General features: G+C 71.0%; 13 protein-coding genes. 7 read left to right on the forward strand and 6 right to left on the reverse strand.

The features are described 5' to 3' along the window. Positions 1-11: 11 nt before the first annotated feature. Genes DEJ47_RS21995 through DEJ47_RS36500 form a run of 4 tightly spaced genes read right to left on the reverse strand, consistent with a single transcriptional unit; the run spans position 12 to position 5828 of the window. Positions 12-1361 carry a putative T7SS-secreted protein gene (locus tag DEJ47_RS21995; protein WP_150170887.1) on the reverse strand — a complete coding sequence of 450 codons (1350 nt, stop codon included), beginning with the start codon at positions 1359-1361 and terminating at the stop codon, positions 12-14. A 42-nt stretch (positions 1362-1403) separates the two neighbouring features. After that, positions 1404-1700 (reverse strand): hypothetical protein, encoded by a 297-nt coding sequence (locus DEJ47_RS22000; protein WP_150170889.1) that lies wholly within the window; start codon positions 1698-1700, stop codon positions 1404-1406. After that, positions 1640-3205, reverse strand: a complete 1566-nt coding sequence (locus DEJ47_RS22005; protein ID WP_223828449.1) for a hypothetical protein — start codon at positions 3203-3205, stop codon at positions 1640-1642. Before DEJ47_RS22005 ends, DEJ47_RS22000 begins: the two co-directional genes overlap by 61 nt. Further along, positions 3195-5828: a hypothetical protein gene (locus DEJ47_RS36500; RefSeq protein ID WP_190415491.1), complete on the reverse strand. Its 2634-nt coding sequence runs from the start codon at positions 5826-5828 to the stop codon at positions 3195-3197. Before DEJ47_RS36500 ends, DEJ47_RS22005 begins: the two co-directional genes overlap by 11 nt. Before the next feature lie 360 nt (positions 5829-6188). On the opposite strand from DEJ47_RS36500, the gene DEJ47_RS22015 reads away from it, so the two are divergent. After that, positions 6189-6746, forward strand: a complete 558-nt coding sequence (locus tag DEJ47_RS22015) for a DinB family protein (RefSeq protein WP_150170891.1) — start codon at positions 6189-6191, stop codon at positions 6744-6746. A 101-nt stretch (positions 6747-6847) separates the two neighbouring features. Then, the gene (locus DEJ47_RS22020; protein ID WP_150170893.1) at positions 6848-7489 is read left to right on the forward strand and encodes a hypothetical protein; all 642 of its coding nucleotides are present in this window, start codon (positions 6848-6850) and stop codon (positions 7487-7489) included. Positions 7490-7665: 176 nt separating this feature from the next. On the opposite strand, the gene DEJ47_RS22025 is transcribed toward DEJ47_RS22020, so the two are convergent. Both DEJ47_RS22025 and DEJ47_RS22030 read right to left on the reverse strand, forming a co-directional pair. Then, on the reverse strand, positions 7666-8532 hold the full coding sequence (locus tag DEJ47_RS22025) for a S1 family peptidase (protein ID WP_150170895.1): 867 nt from the start codon (positions 8530-8532) through the stop codon (positions 7666-7668). 79 nt (positions 8533-8611) lie between these two features. Next, positions 8612-9526 carry a hypothetical protein gene (locus DEJ47_RS22030; protein WP_150170897.1) on the reverse strand — a complete coding sequence of 305 codons (915 nt, stop codon included), beginning with the start codon at positions 9524-9526 and terminating at the stop codon, positions 8612-8614. A 360-nt stretch (positions 9527-9886) separates the two neighbouring features. Here DEJ47_RS22030 and DEJ47_RS22035 point away from each other — a divergent pair, with 360 nt between their 5' ends. The 5 genes from DEJ47_RS22035 to DEJ47_RS22055 are packed head-to-tail and all read left to right on the forward strand — an operon-like array spanning position 9887 to position 14747. Beyond that, positions 9887-10603 carry a hypothetical protein gene (locus tag DEJ47_RS22035; RefSeq protein WP_150170899.1) on the forward strand — a complete coding sequence of 239 codons (717 nt, stop codon included), beginning with the start codon at positions 9887-9889 and terminating at the stop codon, positions 10601-10603. Positions 10604-10620: 17 nt separating this feature from the next. Then, entirely contained in the window at positions 10621-11457 is an 837-nt protein-coding gene (locus DEJ47_RS22040) for a hypothetical protein (protein WP_150170901.1), read from the forward strand. Beyond that, entirely contained in the window at positions 11454-12764 is a 1311-nt protein-coding gene (locus DEJ47_RS22045) for a CpaF family protein (protein WP_150170903.1), read from the forward strand. Before DEJ47_RS22040 ends, DEJ47_RS22045 begins: the two co-directional genes overlap by 4 nt. 7 nt (positions 12765-12771) lie before the next feature. Continuing rightward, positions 12772-13821, forward strand: coding sequence for a type II secretion system F family protein (locus tag DEJ47_RS22050; RefSeq protein WP_150170905.1), 1050 nt, complete (start codon positions 12772-12774; stop codon positions 13819-13821). Next, entirely contained in the window at positions 13818-14747 is a 930-nt protein-coding gene (locus DEJ47_RS22055) for a type II secretion system F family protein (protein WP_161236079.1), read from the forward strand. Before DEJ47_RS22050 ends, DEJ47_RS22055 begins: the two co-directional genes overlap by 4 nt. The last annotated feature ends 56 nt before the right edge of the window (positions 14748-14803 follow it).

Here is a 14803-nt window from a genome sequence, read left to right on the forward strand (position 1 = left end):
AATCGCCTTCCTCACCACCGTGAACCCACAGGACGTGTCATGCGGTCCTTCATACGGCTGTACTCGCCGTCCGAAACGCTGTCTCCACTCTTGTCGCCAAGGTCGAGAGTGGTACTCACACCCCATGCGGAACGGACCTCGCCCGCATGCCGTTCCGCCTGCGTGGCGTTCTGACTGAGCTGGGTGTTGTCGGGATACCGGTCCCGCCATTTTCTGATGTCCTTCAACTGGCTACCGAGCTCGGCATCACCCAGCACGCTTCTCTTCTCCTGCGCCGTGACCTGGGGCATAGCCGCTTCCTTGACTTCTTTGCCCGCCTTCTGCCCCTCCGCCCTTGACTTCTGGAGCGCGTTCAGGTGGCGTGCGCGGTTCTTCCTCCGGTCGTTGCCCGACCTGCCCCCACCCTTACGGCTGCCTTTCTTGCCGTTGTCGATCGTCGATTTGCGCGCCTGATTCGCAGCTGTCTTGGCGGTGTCGTCGGCCGTTCCTGCCGCGATCTTGCGTGAGCTCTGCTGCAGAGCCTTGATCGCCTTACCGGCCTTGATCCCCTGACGGGCCAACTTGAGGGCGCCGAGGTCCATGAGGACGTCGAACCATGAACCGTTCCCGGTTGCGGCCTGCAAGAGGTGAATTCCGGCGACGATACCGGTCAGGATGAGCGCGACGACGCCGAGTCCAGGGAAAAGCAGTGCTGCCATACCCAGCGCTGTGGCGGCCCAGCTCAGGGCGTCAGCCAGGGTGCTGAGCCAGTCGAGATCTCCGATCGCCGCCTTGACGTCATTCCACCAACTGTCTTCCATGTCGTCGTCGATGGACTTGCGGATCTTGCCGGCGTAGTGGCTCGCACGTTCGTCGTAATCCCCGGCCGCGGAGTTGAGACGCCTGCGGGCGTCCGACAGGTCTTCTTTGGCCTTCTTGAGGGCGGGGTCCTCGGAGTCGGAACCCTTGTCGTCCTTCTTGTCCTTCTCTTCGCCGTCCTTGGCCTTCTTGTCGTCGTCCGGCTTGTTCTCGTGCGCATCGATGATGCGCTGGGCTTCCTTGGCGTCGTCGAGAGCCTTGTCCGCCCGCTTCTGGAAGCCTTCCAAGTCCTCGGCCCAGCCGGACAGATGGTTCTTGACTTCGCGGTAGCGGTCCTCTGCCTCGTCGAGCTTGCGGCCGAGCCCACGGGCGTCCTCAGCCAGTTTGTCCGCGTACTGGCCTTTGAGGTTGTCGGCATCGGCCATGGCGGTGAGCGCGGCCGCCTGCGTGCGCAGGTACTCGGCAATCTTCTTCATATGCTTGACCTGACCGCGGACCCCCTCGGGATCGCCCGGTACGGGATCGCTCTCGCGCAGTGGTTGCCAGTCCTTGGGCCGTGCCATCTCTCCCCCGAAGCCGTGATCGTGCGCCGCGGCTGTGCCGCGCTACTTGTCCTTCTTCTTGCCAGTTTTTGACAACTGGTCCTCAAGCTTCTGGAAGGCGTCCCGGGTGCCCTCCACCTGCTTCCCGACTTTCTCGAGGTCTTCGAGAAGCCGTTTGCGGTTCTTGTCCCAGTTGTCGACGAATTCGCCCATGGCGTCCTTGATATCGGAAGCGCCGACCGCGGTTTTGACGTCGTCCTTCCAATCGTCGAGGTTCTTGAACTCCTTCTCGATGGCATTCAATTGTTTCGCCGACTTGTCGAGCAGCTGGAAGTCGACGACCAGGTCGGATCCGGACATGTCACTCCGTGGTTCAGGCTCGGCGTACTGCCTTGTGCGCGCACTACTTTGCCATGATCACTCTGGCCTGTAGGTCTCGGTTCCGTGGAAGTCCCGAGGGAGTACGACGGCACGGCACGATTCGGCGTGACCGAATGATCACGGCTGCCGTGGGCGCGCCGTAGGACTTTCAGCCACGCGCCCTGCGCGAGAAGTCCCCCCGCCCCACCCGCCCCGCAAGCCCATCCTCCGCGTCGTTGCCCAGCAAGGATCCGTACCCCGTCGCCGCCCACACGCTCGAGTCGGCTTCCGCCTCGAAGTAGGGGATGGGGCGGCCGTCCGGGGGTGCCGTGTCGGTGAGGACCTCCGGGGCGCGGCGGGTGCGGATCGCGTGGGCGCAGGCCGTGCAGGGGGTTGAAGAAGCAGAGGGGGAGCGGGTCCGGGGTGCCGGCCAGGGCGTCGCGGCCCTCCGTGACCAGGGCGAGGACCCCGGCCAGGTCGGGCAGCCCGCGCGCGGAGTCGAGCACCGTGCCTGCGGCGGCGTACGCGTCAAGGGCCCGCTGGAGGCCCGGCGTCGTCCCGGTGTCCGCCGCCCGCGCCGCCTCCCCGAGCGCGAGGACCTCCGCCTCCGCGCGGCGGCGCAGTTCGGCCTCGTCGGCGGCGCGTGCCGCGGCGAAGACGGCCTGGGGGAGGGCGAAGGGGGCGGCGGCCGATCCGGCGTGGCGGCGGCGTGCGGAACGTACGAGGAAGGCCGCTGGGAGCGCGAGGGCGAGCGCGGGGATCGCGACGGCGGCGATGAGGGGCCAGGAGGGGCCGCCGCGGTCCTCTCGGCGGCCGTCCGGGTCGCCGTCCCCGGCCAGGCTCTCGTCCAGCTTCTTCCTCTCCTTCTCGTACTCCGCCGTGCCGTTGCCCCGCTCGATCACCGTCACGGCCTCGGCGGTCAGGTCCGCGAGGCTCGCGTCGTCGAGTTCGTCCATGAGGCCGACCGCGTCGGCGGCGTCCTCGGCCTGGTGCGCCTCGCCGGGCCACTCGTGGCCGCGGATCGAGTCGGGGAACTCGCCGTCGGTGGTGAGGAGGATGAGGTCGTCGTCCGGTGGAGCGTCGACGTCCGTCGCGGGCCTGCCGTCCGCCGAGGGGGCGCGGTCGGCGCCGTCCTTGAGACGGTCGCGTACGACGCCCGCGAGCGTGTCCGCGTCCCCGTTGTACGCATCTCCCTTGGCCAGCGGTACGAGGACGACCTTGATGGGCAGACCTGTGGCCTCGATCTGCCGGACGAGTTCCTTCTGGCGGGCCGGGGGCACGGCGGACGCGGCGTACGAAGGGTCGACGTACACCGGGGATTTCGTCAGGGCCCGGGCGATCGCCTTGCCGGGGGCGGGCGGGGCGGCTGGAGCGGCGAGCACGGGTCCGGCGGACGTCAGGAGGGCGAGAACGGCGGTGCCGGTGATCAGCGCGGCGGCTCCGGACGCCCCCACCGGGCGGCGACGCGCGGGCGAAGCGGTCGGACGGTTCGGGTCACTGGACACCGGCGTACTCCCGTACCTGGCGGATGAGTTGTGGAACGCCCTTGCGCGCGGCGGGCATCGGTCCCGCGGCGTCCTCGTACGGGACGCGACCCGCGCCGCGTCGGCCCCCGGGCGCCGGCAGCGTGAGGCGGCGCGTGTGGGCGAGGTCCGGCCGCTCGGTGACGAAGGCGCGGCAGGCGTCGCAGACGGGGATGGTGCGGCGCCGGCTGTCCTCCGGCGCGTACCGCGCGTCGCGCCAGCCGGTGGCGGGGCCGTGCAGCGGGTTGAGCGCGCAGCAGGGCTTGTCGGTGTCGCGGTTCGCGAGCGCGGCGCGGCCCATGCGGGCGAGAGTGACGGCGGCGGCGAGGTCGGCGGCCGGTACATCGTCGTCCACGCGCCCGTCGGGCCCGTCGGCGTCCCGGTCGGCGAGCAGGGTGGCGGTGTCGAGGCAGTCCCACACGCGGGTGCGCAGAGCTGAGGGCAGCGCGGCGTCCGGGTCGAACTCGCGGGACAGAGCGGCGAGTTCCTCCTGGGCGGTGCGGCGGAGGTAGGAGGGGGAGGGGTCGGTCGGGGCGTCGAAGCCGACGAGCGTCCTGCTCCTCCCCGCGGTCCCTCGGCCATTTCCGGCCCCTCGGCCGCTCCCGGTCCCTCGGCCATTTCCGGTCCCTCGGCCGTTCCCGGTCCCTCGGCCGTTCCCGGTCCCCCGGCCACTCTCGGGCCCTACGCCACTCCCGGGCCTAGGCCCGGCTCCGGCTTCGGGCCAGGGTCGGATGAGGCGGATGCCCGCGGCCGCGGGACGCAGCCCCGGCACCGTACGCCCCAGGATCCCGAGGACGCCCGCGACCACGCCGAAGACGATCACGGCCGCGATCGCGCCCACCAGCAGGCCGGGCCAGAAGTCGGTGCTGAAGAGGCGGGGCAGGGCGGTGTCCTCGACAGGGTCGGGTGCGTCGGTGCCGATCGACGACGTCTCGGGGGTGTCCGTGCGGGGCGAGTCGTCGAGGAACGTCAGGAGCCTGCCGAGGCGTTCGCCCAGCCGGTGGTCTTCGGAACGCTCGTCCGACGCGTCGTAGCTGATGCCGTCGGGCAGGTCGAGGGCGACGCGGTTCGCGTCGATGCGCACGTCGTACGTGACGACGTCGATGTCTCCCGAGAGGGGATCGGCGACGACGTACACGCCGGACCTGCCGAGCCCGCGCTGGACCGCGTCGGCGAAGGCCTCGGGGTCGCCGGCGGACTCGTCCTCGGGCATCTGGGGCACGAGGACGAGGTATACGGAGCCGTAGTCGGCGTCCTTCATGCGGGAACGGAGGCCGTCGAGCTGCCGGTCCGTGAGGGGCCGAGGGCTCTCGGGGTCGCTGTAGACCGGGTCGCGGCGCAGCCCGTCGGTGACGCGGTCGACGCGTGATGCCATGTCGGCGGCGGTGGGCGGGGGCGAGGCGCTGGAGGTGGTCTCGTCGAAGAGAGCGGTGGCGGTGAGGGCGACGGCCGCGGCGAGGACGAGGGCGAGGGCGGCTTCGGTCCAGTGGGGCAGGCGGGTCCGGGTCCGGGGCTGAGGCCGGGTCCGGTTCCAGTTCCAGCTACGGGTTCGGGGCCGTGACTGGGGCTTGGCGGTTCCCTCCTCCCCCTTGCTCAGAGAGACGACGTCGACGGCGGATGTCCGCGGCTGTCGGCGCCGCCACCACCGGCGTACGTAGGGGGAGATCAGCAGGACGAGCAGCGGGAGCCCGGTCAGCGCGATGCCGGTGAGGAAGGACTGGTTGCGGCGGTCGGTGGGACCGATGTGCAGCTCGTCGGGCTCCTCGCCGCGTTCGTCGCCGCTCGCGCCGTGTGACCCGTACTTCTCGCGGGCGGCCTCCGCCCGCTGCGCGGCCTTCTCCGGACCCATCGCGACGACGTCGGCGAACCGCTCGAAGCTGAGCAGGGGCCCGGCGTCGTACGGGAGTTCATGGAGCTGGACCGACCAGGCGTCCTCGGCGGGCGCGCGTACACCGAAGGCGACGGCCTGGGAGACGGAGTGCTCATCGATGAGCACGTACAGCCCGTCCCGCCCGAGTCGGTCGTGCACGGCACCGAGCAACGCCTTGCTCTCCATGCTCGCCCCGGGTTCCGGCATCACGAGCACGTAGGTCCGCACACCGGTCCGCCTGGTGACGCCCTCGGCGATCCGCGCGTAATCGGGGGCGGTGGAGCGGGGAACGGCGCGGGGGAGCTGGTCGGTGACGTAGACGGGGTTCTCGCGGAGGTGAGCGGCGAGGACGGCGGCCTGGGTGGACGCGTGCGGGGGTGGGCTGGGGGCGGCGAGGGCGGGAGCGGCTGTGAGGAAGGGGAGGAGAAGGAGAAGGGGAAGCAGGAGGGAAAGCAGGTGGGGAAGGGGGGTGAGGAGGGTGGCGGGCCCGGCGGCCGGGGGGCGGGGGTGACGGCGCCCGGCGCGGGGCCCGCTCTCCGCGCGCAGCGGGGCGCCGCCTCGGCCACGGTGAGCGGCCCTCGCTTCGTCACGCAGGGAACTCCGCACTCCGGTGCCCCGAGCAGTGACAGCTCCCTCGCCCCGGGCGTTCCCCATCCCGTTGCCGTGGCGAACCGGACCACCCCACGCGAGCTCCACGCCCTCCGCCTCCACGGCCACAGCGTCCCCCTCGTTCATTCGCCGCACTTTACTGTCGCGACGGACGGAGGACCATGGGTGGTGGGGAGGGCGGTGTGAGGGTGGCGTGCGGGTGCCGGGACGGCGTACTGAGCAGGAACGAACAGCCCCGATCGTGGCCCCGATCACGCCCCGACCACCGTCGGTGGGACACGAAAACGGAACGGTCGGCGGCGGGCGGCGGGCGGCGGGACAGGCACCACGCTGCGGGATGCGGGGGCGTCCGCGTCCACCCGGAGGCGCGGCCCAACTGCCACTCTCGTCGAGACCCCAACCCCAACACCAACACCCACGCCCACGCCAACATTCGGAACGAGAATTCCCGCGCGGCGTCCGCCCGGCATCCCACATGATGGCCCGATGCCGCCCGAAGAGACCCCCACCCCCGCCCCCGCCCCACAGCCCACCCCCCGCAGAACCGACCCCCCGCACGCCGCCGCCGACGAACGCGCCTCGCTCACCGCCTTCCTCCAGTACCAGCGCGAGACGCTCGCGATGAAGTGCGCGGGGCTGACCGCCGAGCAGCTCAAGGAGCGGGCCGTACCGCCCTCGGACATGTCACTGCTCGGGCTCGTCCGGCACCTCGCCGAGGTCGAGCGTTCCTGGTTCCGGAACGTGCTGAACGGTGAGGCGGCGCACGCGCACTGGCAGGGCCGGGTCCCGGGGGAGCCCGCCGACTTCGACGTGGCGGACGCGGACCCCGACGAGGCGTTCGAGACGTGGCACGCGGAGTGCGCCCGCTCCCGCGGCATCGTGGAGGCCCTGAACGGCCCAGGCTCCCTCGACACCACCGTCGACTTCCGCGGCGACACGTACTCGCTGCGCTACATCCTCACGCACCTGATCGAGGAGTACGCACGCCACAACGGGCACGCCGACCTGCTCAGGGAGCGGATCGACGGCGCCACCGGCGAGTAGATCCGGGAGCGCGCCCCCGAAACGGCCCCCGTAGGCTGACGGCCGAGAACAGCCGAGAACAGCCGAGAACAGCCGGACCGGGGACGGAGAGGGTGCCAGTCATGGCCCGCTACACAGCACCGCAGACCATCGCGCGCGGCGGCTTCAGCATCAAGGTGCCGGAGACGTGGTGGGAGTTCGACGTGCGCCCCGAGTCGCGCGACGCGGCGATCCGCCAGATGATCAACGACCGCGTCCGGGCCCGCCCGGAGCTCGCCCCGCACCGGGAGACGTTCGAGGCGTTCCTGCGCAAGGCGTCGAAGGACGCGTGGCAGTCCGGAGCGCTGTACTGCGGCTGCATGGCGGAGAGCTTCGGCGGCGATACGCCGGTGACGGGCTCGGTGACCGTCTCCCTGGTCGGTGCCCGCACGCCGGACGGCGACGTCCTCCCCACCGACCCGGACCGCATCGTCGCCCAGCTCGGCGTCCGTGAGGCCAGGCGGGAGGGGGACGCGTGGCGGAAGGTCGAGACGGTCGACATCCCGGGCGTCGGCCTCGCGGCCCGCACGTACGGCATCGAGGACGTCTCCGTCCCCGGCGACGAGCGCACCATCCGCGTCGTCCTCATGCAGACCTTCATCCCGGTCCCCGGCCAGGAGGGCAAGGTGGCCCTGGTCTCCGGCAGCAGCCAGCTCCTCGAACTCGCGGACTCGTTCTTCGACATCTTCGACGCGGTGACTTCTACGTTCCGCTTTGTGGAGTAGAAAGAGCCGCCCTTCGCCATCTTCGCGCCGACCGGAAGCCCCGTGATGCGTGCACTTGCTGACGCTGTGTTCGAAAGGGGATGACACGTGAGGGGCTGTCGACTTCCCGAAGAATTTCGGGACGGTCAGCCCTCGGTCCGGAGCGCCGCAGACTCGCGCCCCGGACCGCGCACGCCTCAGCGGCGGTTCATCGCCCGCTTGATCTTCTTCCCCGCCGTCGACTCATCCAGCGTCTTCCACAGCTTCGCCGAGCTGAGCGACGTGTAGACGCCGGGGGCGCCCTGCGCGCCGCAGCCGTCGCCGTAGGAGACGACGCCGATGAGGATCGGGGCCTCGCGGCCGGGGACCTTGCGGAAGATGGGGCCTCCGCTGTCGCCCTGGCAGGAGTCCTTCGTCTCGACGCCCGCGCAGAAGTTGACCTTCGCGTCATACTCCTTGTAGCTCGTCCCGCATTCGGCGTGGGACAGGATCGGCACCTTCACCTGACGCAGGCGGTCCGGCGTGTGCGTCAGATCCGTGTCCGTGTTGCCCCAGCCCGCGACCGTCGCCTTCTGGCCCGGTCGGATCAGCGCGTCCGTGCCCTGCGTGGGGAGCGCCACGGGCGAGATGCCGCGGACCGGCTTCTCCAGCTGCAGGAAGGCGACGTCGTACGCCTCCTTGCCCTTGAGGTAGCGCGGGTGCACGACCACGCCGCCCTTGGCGATGTCGCGTATCTGGCCCTGTCGCGAGGACAGGACCGTGCGGCCCACGGCCACCTGGAGCGTCTTCGGCTTCACCGGCTTGCCCGCGTCGTCGACCAGGCAGTGCGCCGCCGTCACCGCCGTGTCGGGAGTGACCAGGCTCGCGCCGCAGAACTGGCGGTCGCGCGCACCGCCGGGGCCCTTCTCCAGGACCGCCGTCATGAACGGGTAGGCGTCGTTGGGCACTTCCGTGCCGCCGATGATCGCGTGCGCTGCGGGGGCCGAGGTGGCGACCATCGCCAGTGCCGCGCCTGTCGCGGCGATACCGGCGGCCATGGAGGACTTGCGCGTGGGGGTTCTCATGGGGGGTTATGTCTCTTTCGTGCGTCCGTGTGAGAGGAATGACGAATCACTGGAGAGAGGGGGAATGCGTGCGAAGGGTTCATTCTTTTCGTTCCTCGGAATCCTCCGCGTACAACTTCCGCAGCGGAGTCGACAGTTCGGGGGCACTCGCGCCGGCCGCCTGCGCCGCCGCGAGTGCCCGTACGTACGCCAGCGCCTCCTCGCGCAACGCCCGCTTCTCGTTGCCCTGCCGGTGGCCCGCCAGCCACGTCACGATGGCCAGGGGGATGAGCGCGCCCGCCAGGTAGCCGACGGGGGCTTGCTGCGTGTGTCCCCAGCCGATCCCGATGCCTCCGGCGATCAGGAGGATCCAGCCCGCCTCGTCGTGCCAGCCGCCCTCGTCCGCCCTTGCCTCATATTGGGATACGGCCGCTGATTTCGCTGGAATCGGGATATTGGGGTTGGGGGTGCCGCAGTCGGGCCGGGGTGGGGGGCTACCGGCGAACTCGTACGACGGGATCGGCGCCACCCCCTTCCCCGTCCCCCCGTCCGAGCGCCCCACCAACCAGTCCGGCACCTGCGTCACCGGCGCCCCGTACGCCGTCGCCGCCGCGATCACCTCGCGGTACCCGACAAGAAGCGGATGCCGCAACTCCCGTTTCCAGCGCCGCCACACGAGCGCCCAGAGCCAGACCGTCAGGGTCAGCAGGAGGGCCCCCGGGCCGAACCGGACGATCGGGGAGCGGTCCGCCAAGGACGGGACCCCCGAGGCGGCGAGGGGCCAGCAGATCGCTGCGATGATCGCCAGCGCGCCCAGCCAGGCCGGCGCGCTGTTGCCCGCTCCGCGGACCGCCTTCCGGCGTTCACGCAGGAGCGCCGCCGTCGACGCGTCGTCCGTGTAGTCGAAGCCGTGCCGGGCGCCGATGTCGCGGGCGGCCGCGAGAAGTCTCGGGTCGGCGGCCAGAGTTGCGTGGGTTATGGGGAGGAGTGACGGGTGTTCCGTGGGTGTGCCCATAGTGGCGTCGTGTCCCTTCGCGCGTGGGGAACCGGCCCGGCCCTCCGAAGCGTCGACTTGGAGGCTGACGGATCATGGCACAGGGCAAATCCCGCCCCTTGAAACCCCTCGGATGCTCCTCGGAGACCTCTCGGCAGCCGCCGGAACCGAACAGTGTCGATCGCGCGTGGATAACGATGACAGCGGTGAGGTTCGCGATCTTTAACGCGCCTTGAGGGGCTTATGTGCTGCTGATACGGTGCGATGACTTGACACCGGACCTGGGACTGAATAGCCCGTCCGAGACCGGGTGAGAAACCCGCGAGTGTCACAGATGACGATATTTGACCGAATCTTCTTGGGTGTGCGGGGAGCAGTTGCGTGAAGATCCAGGAGCGTACGGGGGCGGGCAACAACCGTTCCGCCGCGCCGGCTCAGCCGGCGGTCGGTGAGCGACTTCCCGCGCCGCCTCGCGAGCGCAAACCGGCGCTCGCCGCTCTGGCCGTCCTCCTCATCCTCGTCGGTGCCCTCGGCGCCACCGTGCTCGTGCTGCGCGCGGGCGACCGGATCGAGGTCGTGAAGGTGACCAAGCCGATCGCCGCCGGTGAAGCCGTCGACGAGAAGACGAACATCACCGGCGTGATGGTCGCCGAGGACGACTCCATCAACTACGTGAAGTGGGAGCAGCGCGGCGTCCTCGCGAAGCTCAAGGCGAAGAGCGACATCCCCGCGGGTGCCGTCGCCGTCGGCGAGATGTTCGCCAAGAAGGCCGTGCTGCCCGCAGGCAAGGCCTCCGTCGGCCTCTCCCTGAAGGAGGGGCAGTACCCCTCCGACATCAAGAGCGGCGACACCGTCGCCGTCTACCCCGTGCTCTCCGGCACCTCCACCGGCAAGGGGTCCAGCGGCGGCAGCTCCGCGAGCGGCACCCCCCTGGTCGCCGACGCCAAGGTGAACACCATCGCCGCCAAGAGCGACGCCACCGTGAGCACCGGCAACCTCAACATCACCCTCGTCGTCCCGCAGGAGGAGGCCGCGGCTCTGGCGAGCGCGGCGTCCGAGGGCAAGGCCGTCGTCGCCCGCGTCTCCGACGCCGACTAGAGTCGAGTACAAGAGACATGGCGCTCATCGCTCTCGCCGCCGACAAGGGTTCCCCCGGTGTCACCACAGCGGCCGTCGCACTCGCCGCCGTCTGGCCGCGCCGCGTGCTGGTCGCGGAGACCGACCCCGCCGGTGGCGACCTGGTCTACCGCAGTGCCGCCGCGCACGGCGGCCCGCTCAACCCCAACACCGGCATGCTCTCCATCGCGGCCACCGCGCGCCGCGGCCTCGTGCCCGACCAACTCTGGGACCACACACAGCCCTTGAGCGGCGGCCTCGAAGTCCTCGTCGGCCTCGGCATCGCCGAGCAGGCCGCAGGTCTCGCGGGGCTCTGGCCCACCCTCGGCCGCGCCTTCTCGCAGCTCGCGGACTCCCCGAACGCGCCCGCCGACGTGATAGCGGACTGCGGCCGGATCAGCGGCGACGGCCCGGTCGTCGAACTGTTCCCGCACGCGGCGCTCGTGCTGCTCGTCTCGCGCACCGAGCCCGAGGCCATCGCGCGCGTCCGCGACCGCGCAGCGGCCCTCGCCACGAAGCTGCACGGCGGCCCGAGGGGCGCCGCTTCCCTGGCGCAGCCGCTCATCGGCGTACTCCTGATCGCCGACCCCTCGACATCCGCGAAACTCGTCCACCAGGTCAACGACATGCTGATGGCCGCGCAGACCGGTGCGCGTGTCGTGGGCACCCTCGCCGACGACCCCGCGGGCGCCGACCAACTGGCCGGGCGCCGCCGCGGACGGCTCGACAAGTCGCTGCTCATCCGCTCGGCGCGCAAGGTGACCGTCGACCTGTACCAGCAGTACGGCGCCGCCTGGACCAACCCCGTCGCGCAGCAGCCCGGGACGGGCCGATGAGCGCACCCGTCGATCACCAGCTCGTCAAGCGGTTCCGGCAGGACGCCGGTGACCGCATCGCCGAGCAGCGCCGCCTCGACCAGGTCTCCGGCGTCACCCCGATGTCGGGCGAGGACGAGCGGCACTACGCCCGCGCCGTCATCGCGCAGATCCTGGAGGAGTACGCGCGCGCGGAGATCAACGCCGGGCGCACCCCTCTCGACGCGGAGACCGAGGAGCAGTACGCGGCCGCCGTGCACGCCGCGCTCTTCGGCGTCGGCCGGCTCCAGCCGCTGCTCGACGACCCCGAGGTCGAGAACATCGACATCAACGGCTGCGACCAGGTGTTCGTCGGGTACGCCGACGGCCGCGAGGTCAAGGCCGACCCGGTCGCCGAGACCGACGAGGAGCTCGTCGAGCTGATCCAGGTGCTCGGCGCCTACTCCGGTCTGTCGTCGCGTCCCTTCGACTCCGCCAACCCGCAGCTCGACCTGCGGCTGCCCGACGGTTCGCGTCTGTCGGCCGTCATGGACGTCACGCGCCGCCCCGCCCTGTCCATCCGCCGTGCGCGCATGGGCAAGGTCTTCATGTCAGACCTGGTGGGCAACGGGACGCTGACGCCCGAGATCGGGCACTTCCTCGCCTGCGCCGTCCGCGCCCGCAAGAACATCATGATCGCGGGCGCGACCAACGCCGGAAAGACCACGCTCCTGCGCGCCCTCGCCAACGAGATCCCGCCGCACGAGCGCCTCGTCACCGTCGAGCGCGCCCTCGAACTCGGCCTCGACCAGTTCGCCGACCTGCACCCGAACGTCGTCGCGTTCGAGGAGCGGCTGCCCAACTCCGAGGGTCAGGGCGAGATCTCGATGGCGGAGCTCGTGCGCCGGTCCCTGCGCATGAACCCCTCCCGCGTCATCGTCGGTGAGGTCCTCGGCGACGAGATCGTGACCATGCTCAACGCGATGTCGCAGGGCAACGACGGCTCGCTCTCCACGATCCACGCCAACAGCTCCAGCGAGGTCTTCAACCGTATTTCCACTTACGCGCTGCAGGCCTCCGAGCGGCTTCCCATCGAGGCGAGCCAGATGCTCGTCGCGGGCGCCGTCAACTTCGTCGTCTTCATCCAGCGGCGCAACAACTACCAGTCCGGCGGCAAGCTCCAGCGCATGGTGACCTCCGTCCGCGAGGTCAACGGCGTCGACGGCCGCGTCCTGTCCAGCGAGGTCTTCGCGGAGGCCCCCGACGGACGGGTCGTCGCCCACGCGCCGATCGCCTGCATGGACGAGCTGGCCGCGTTCGGCTACCGCCCCGCCGGGCAGTGGGGGTGAGCACGACATGAACACACTCGCCGCTCAGGGCGGCCTCGGCTCCATGGGCGGGCTGTTCTCACTGCCCGTCCTGTACGCACTCGGCTGCGGCGTCGCCGCCGGCGGCGGCCTCGCGCTGCTCGCCGTCGCGATCCGCGGCCTGCCGCCCAAGCCCGCGCACGAGAAGCACCGGGCCAGCGAGCGCGCGAGTGAACTGGTCCGCTTCGTGGGCCGGCGCGGCTCCGCCGCCATCGGCGTGGGCCTGGTCGTGCTGCTCCTCACCCGCTGGGCCGTCGCGGGCATCGCCTCCGGCATCCTCGTCTTCTTCTGGGACAAGCTGTTCGGCGGCGCGGCCGAGGAGCGCGCCCAGATGAAGCGCGTCGAGGCCCTCGCCGCCTGGACGGAGTCGCTGCGCGACACGATCGCGGGAGCGGTCGGCCTCGAACAGGCGATCCCCGCATCCGCTCGCGCCGCCGCCCCGGTGCTCCGCCCGCACCTGGACGCGCTCGTGGACCGCCTCCGCGCACGCACCCCGCTGCCCGAGGCCCTCCAGATACTGGCCGACGAGATCGACGACGCCTCGGCCGACATCATCGTCGCCGCCCTGATCCTCAACGCCAAGCTGCGCGGCCCCGGCCTGCGCCAGGTCCTCGGCGCGCTCGCCAAGTCGGCGCGCGAAGAGGTCGACATGCGCCAGCGCGTCATGGCGCAGCGCGCCTCGACCCGCCGCTCGGTGCAGATCGTCGTCGCCGTCTCCATCGCCTTCGTGCTCGGCCTGTCCATCTTCAACCGCGAGTTCGTCGAGCCGTACGGCACGCCCGTCGGCCAGCTCGTCCTCGCCATGGTCTGCGCGCTGTTCGCACTCGGCTTCTGGTGGCTTCGGAAGCTGTCCACGGTGGAGACCCCGGACCGCTTCCTCGTCAAGGACGAGCCGGGCGTCCAGTTCGTACGTCCCCGGGGTCCCGGCGGCGCACCCGTGCCCGGCGGCCCCGAGCAGGCCCCGCAGTTCGGCCGCCCCGGCGCCGCCCCGCAGACCCTGCCGGGGTACACCAACCCGTCCGAGGGGGTACGGCGATGAGCCTGACCATGCCCGTAGTGATAGGCGCGGTCCTCGGCCTCGGCGTCTTCGCCCTCATCCGCGCCCTGATGCCGTCCAAGCGCAGCGCGATCGCCACTGTCGCGCGCATCGACGCGATGCGGGCGCGCGGCGCGGCGTACGAGTCGCACCGGGCCACGGGGGACACCGAGAGCCCCGGCCGGTTCGGCACGATGCGCGGCCGCGTGGGTCAGCGGGTCGCCGAGTTCTACCTCCAGCAGGGCTGGGAACAGCGCTCCCTCCGCGCCGACCTGGCGGTCCTCGACCGCAGCTGGGAGAAGTTCCTGGCGACAAAGGTGCTGCTCGCCGCGGCAGGCGTGTTCTTCGGCCCGTTCCTCTTCGCCGTGATCTACACGCTCGGCGTCGGCCGCAGCCCGATCATCCCGGTGTGGCTGGCGCTGATGTTCGGCGCGCTCTTCTTCTTCCTGCCGGACCTGGAGGTACGCAGGGACGCGGCGGACAAGCGGCGCGACCTGCGCCGCGTCATCGGCGCCTATCTGGACCTGGTGTCGATGAGCCTCGCGGGCGGCCGCGGTCTCCCCGAGGCGCTCATGGCGGCGGCGGAGGTCTCCGACGGATGGGCGACGCAACGTATCCGAAGCGCTCTGGCCGACGCCCGCATCACCGGCGTCAGCCAGTGGCAGGCCCTCGGCTCGCTCGGCGAGGAACTCGGCGTCGAGGAGCTGAAGGACCTGTCGGCGTCCCTGGCGCTGGTGGCGGACGACGGCGCGAAGGTGCGCGAGTCCCTCGCCTCCCGCGCGGAGACGATGCGACACCGCGAACTGGCCGAGATCGAGGGCAGTGCGGGCGAGAAATCCCAGTCGATGCTGGTCGCGCAGCTGCTTCTGTGCGCGGGCTTCCTGGTCTTCCTCATCTTCCCGGCGGCGATGCGCGTGTTCCAGGTCTGACGCGCGTGTGCCAGGACCAGGTGGCGCCGGCGACAACGGGGGTCGGCGCTTCTTCC

This window comes from Streptomyces venezuelae (genome assembly GCF_008642355.1).
Taxonomy (GTDB): domain Bacteria; phylum Actinomycetota; class Actinomycetes; order Streptomycetales; family Streptomycetaceae; genus Streptomyces; species Streptomyces venezuelae_B.

Coding starts and splice junctions, on each gene's coding strand:
- DEJ47_RS21995 (WP_150170887.1), bottom strand. CDS start 1,361: ATGGCACGGCCCAAGGACTGGCAACCACTGCGCGAGAGCGATCCCGTA.
- DEJ47_RS22000 (WP_150170889.1), bottom strand. CDS start 1,700: ATGTCCGGATCCGACCTGGTCGTCGACTTCCAGCTGCTCGACAAGTCG.
- DEJ47_RS36500 (WP_190415491.1), bottom strand. CDS start 5,828: ATGAACGAGGGGGACGCTGTGGCCGTGGAGGCGGAGGGCGTGGAGCTC.
- DEJ47_RS22015 (WP_150170891.1), top strand. CDS start 6,189: ATGCCGCCCGAAGAGACCCCCACCCCCGCCCCCGCCCCACAGCCCACC.
- DEJ47_RS22020 (WP_150170893.1), top strand. CDS start 6,848: ATGGCCCGCTACACAGCACCGCAGACCATCGCGCGCGGCGGCTTCAGC.
- DEJ47_RS22025 (WP_150170895.1), bottom strand. CDS start 8,532: ATGAGAACCCCCACGCGCAAGTCCTCCATGGCCGCCGGTATCGCCGCG.
- DEJ47_RS22030 (WP_150170897.1), bottom strand. CDS start 9,526: ATGGGCACACCCACGGAACACCCGTCACTCCTCCCCATAACCCACGCA.
- DEJ47_RS22040 (WP_150170901.1), top strand. CDS start 10,621: ATGGCGCTCATCGCTCTCGCCGCCGACAAGGGTTCCCCCGGTGTCACC.
- DEJ47_RS22045 (WP_150170903.1), top strand. CDS start 11,454: ATGAGCGCACCCGTCGATCACCAGCTCGTCAAGCGGTTCCGGCAGGAC.
- DEJ47_RS22050 (WP_150170905.1), top strand. CDS start 12,772: ATGAACACACTCGCCGCTCAGGGCGGCCTCGGCTCCATGGGCGGGCTG.
- DEJ47_RS22055 (WP_161236079.1), top strand. CDS start 13,818: ATGAGCCTGACCATGCCCGTAGTGATAGGCGCGGTCCTCGGCCTCGGC.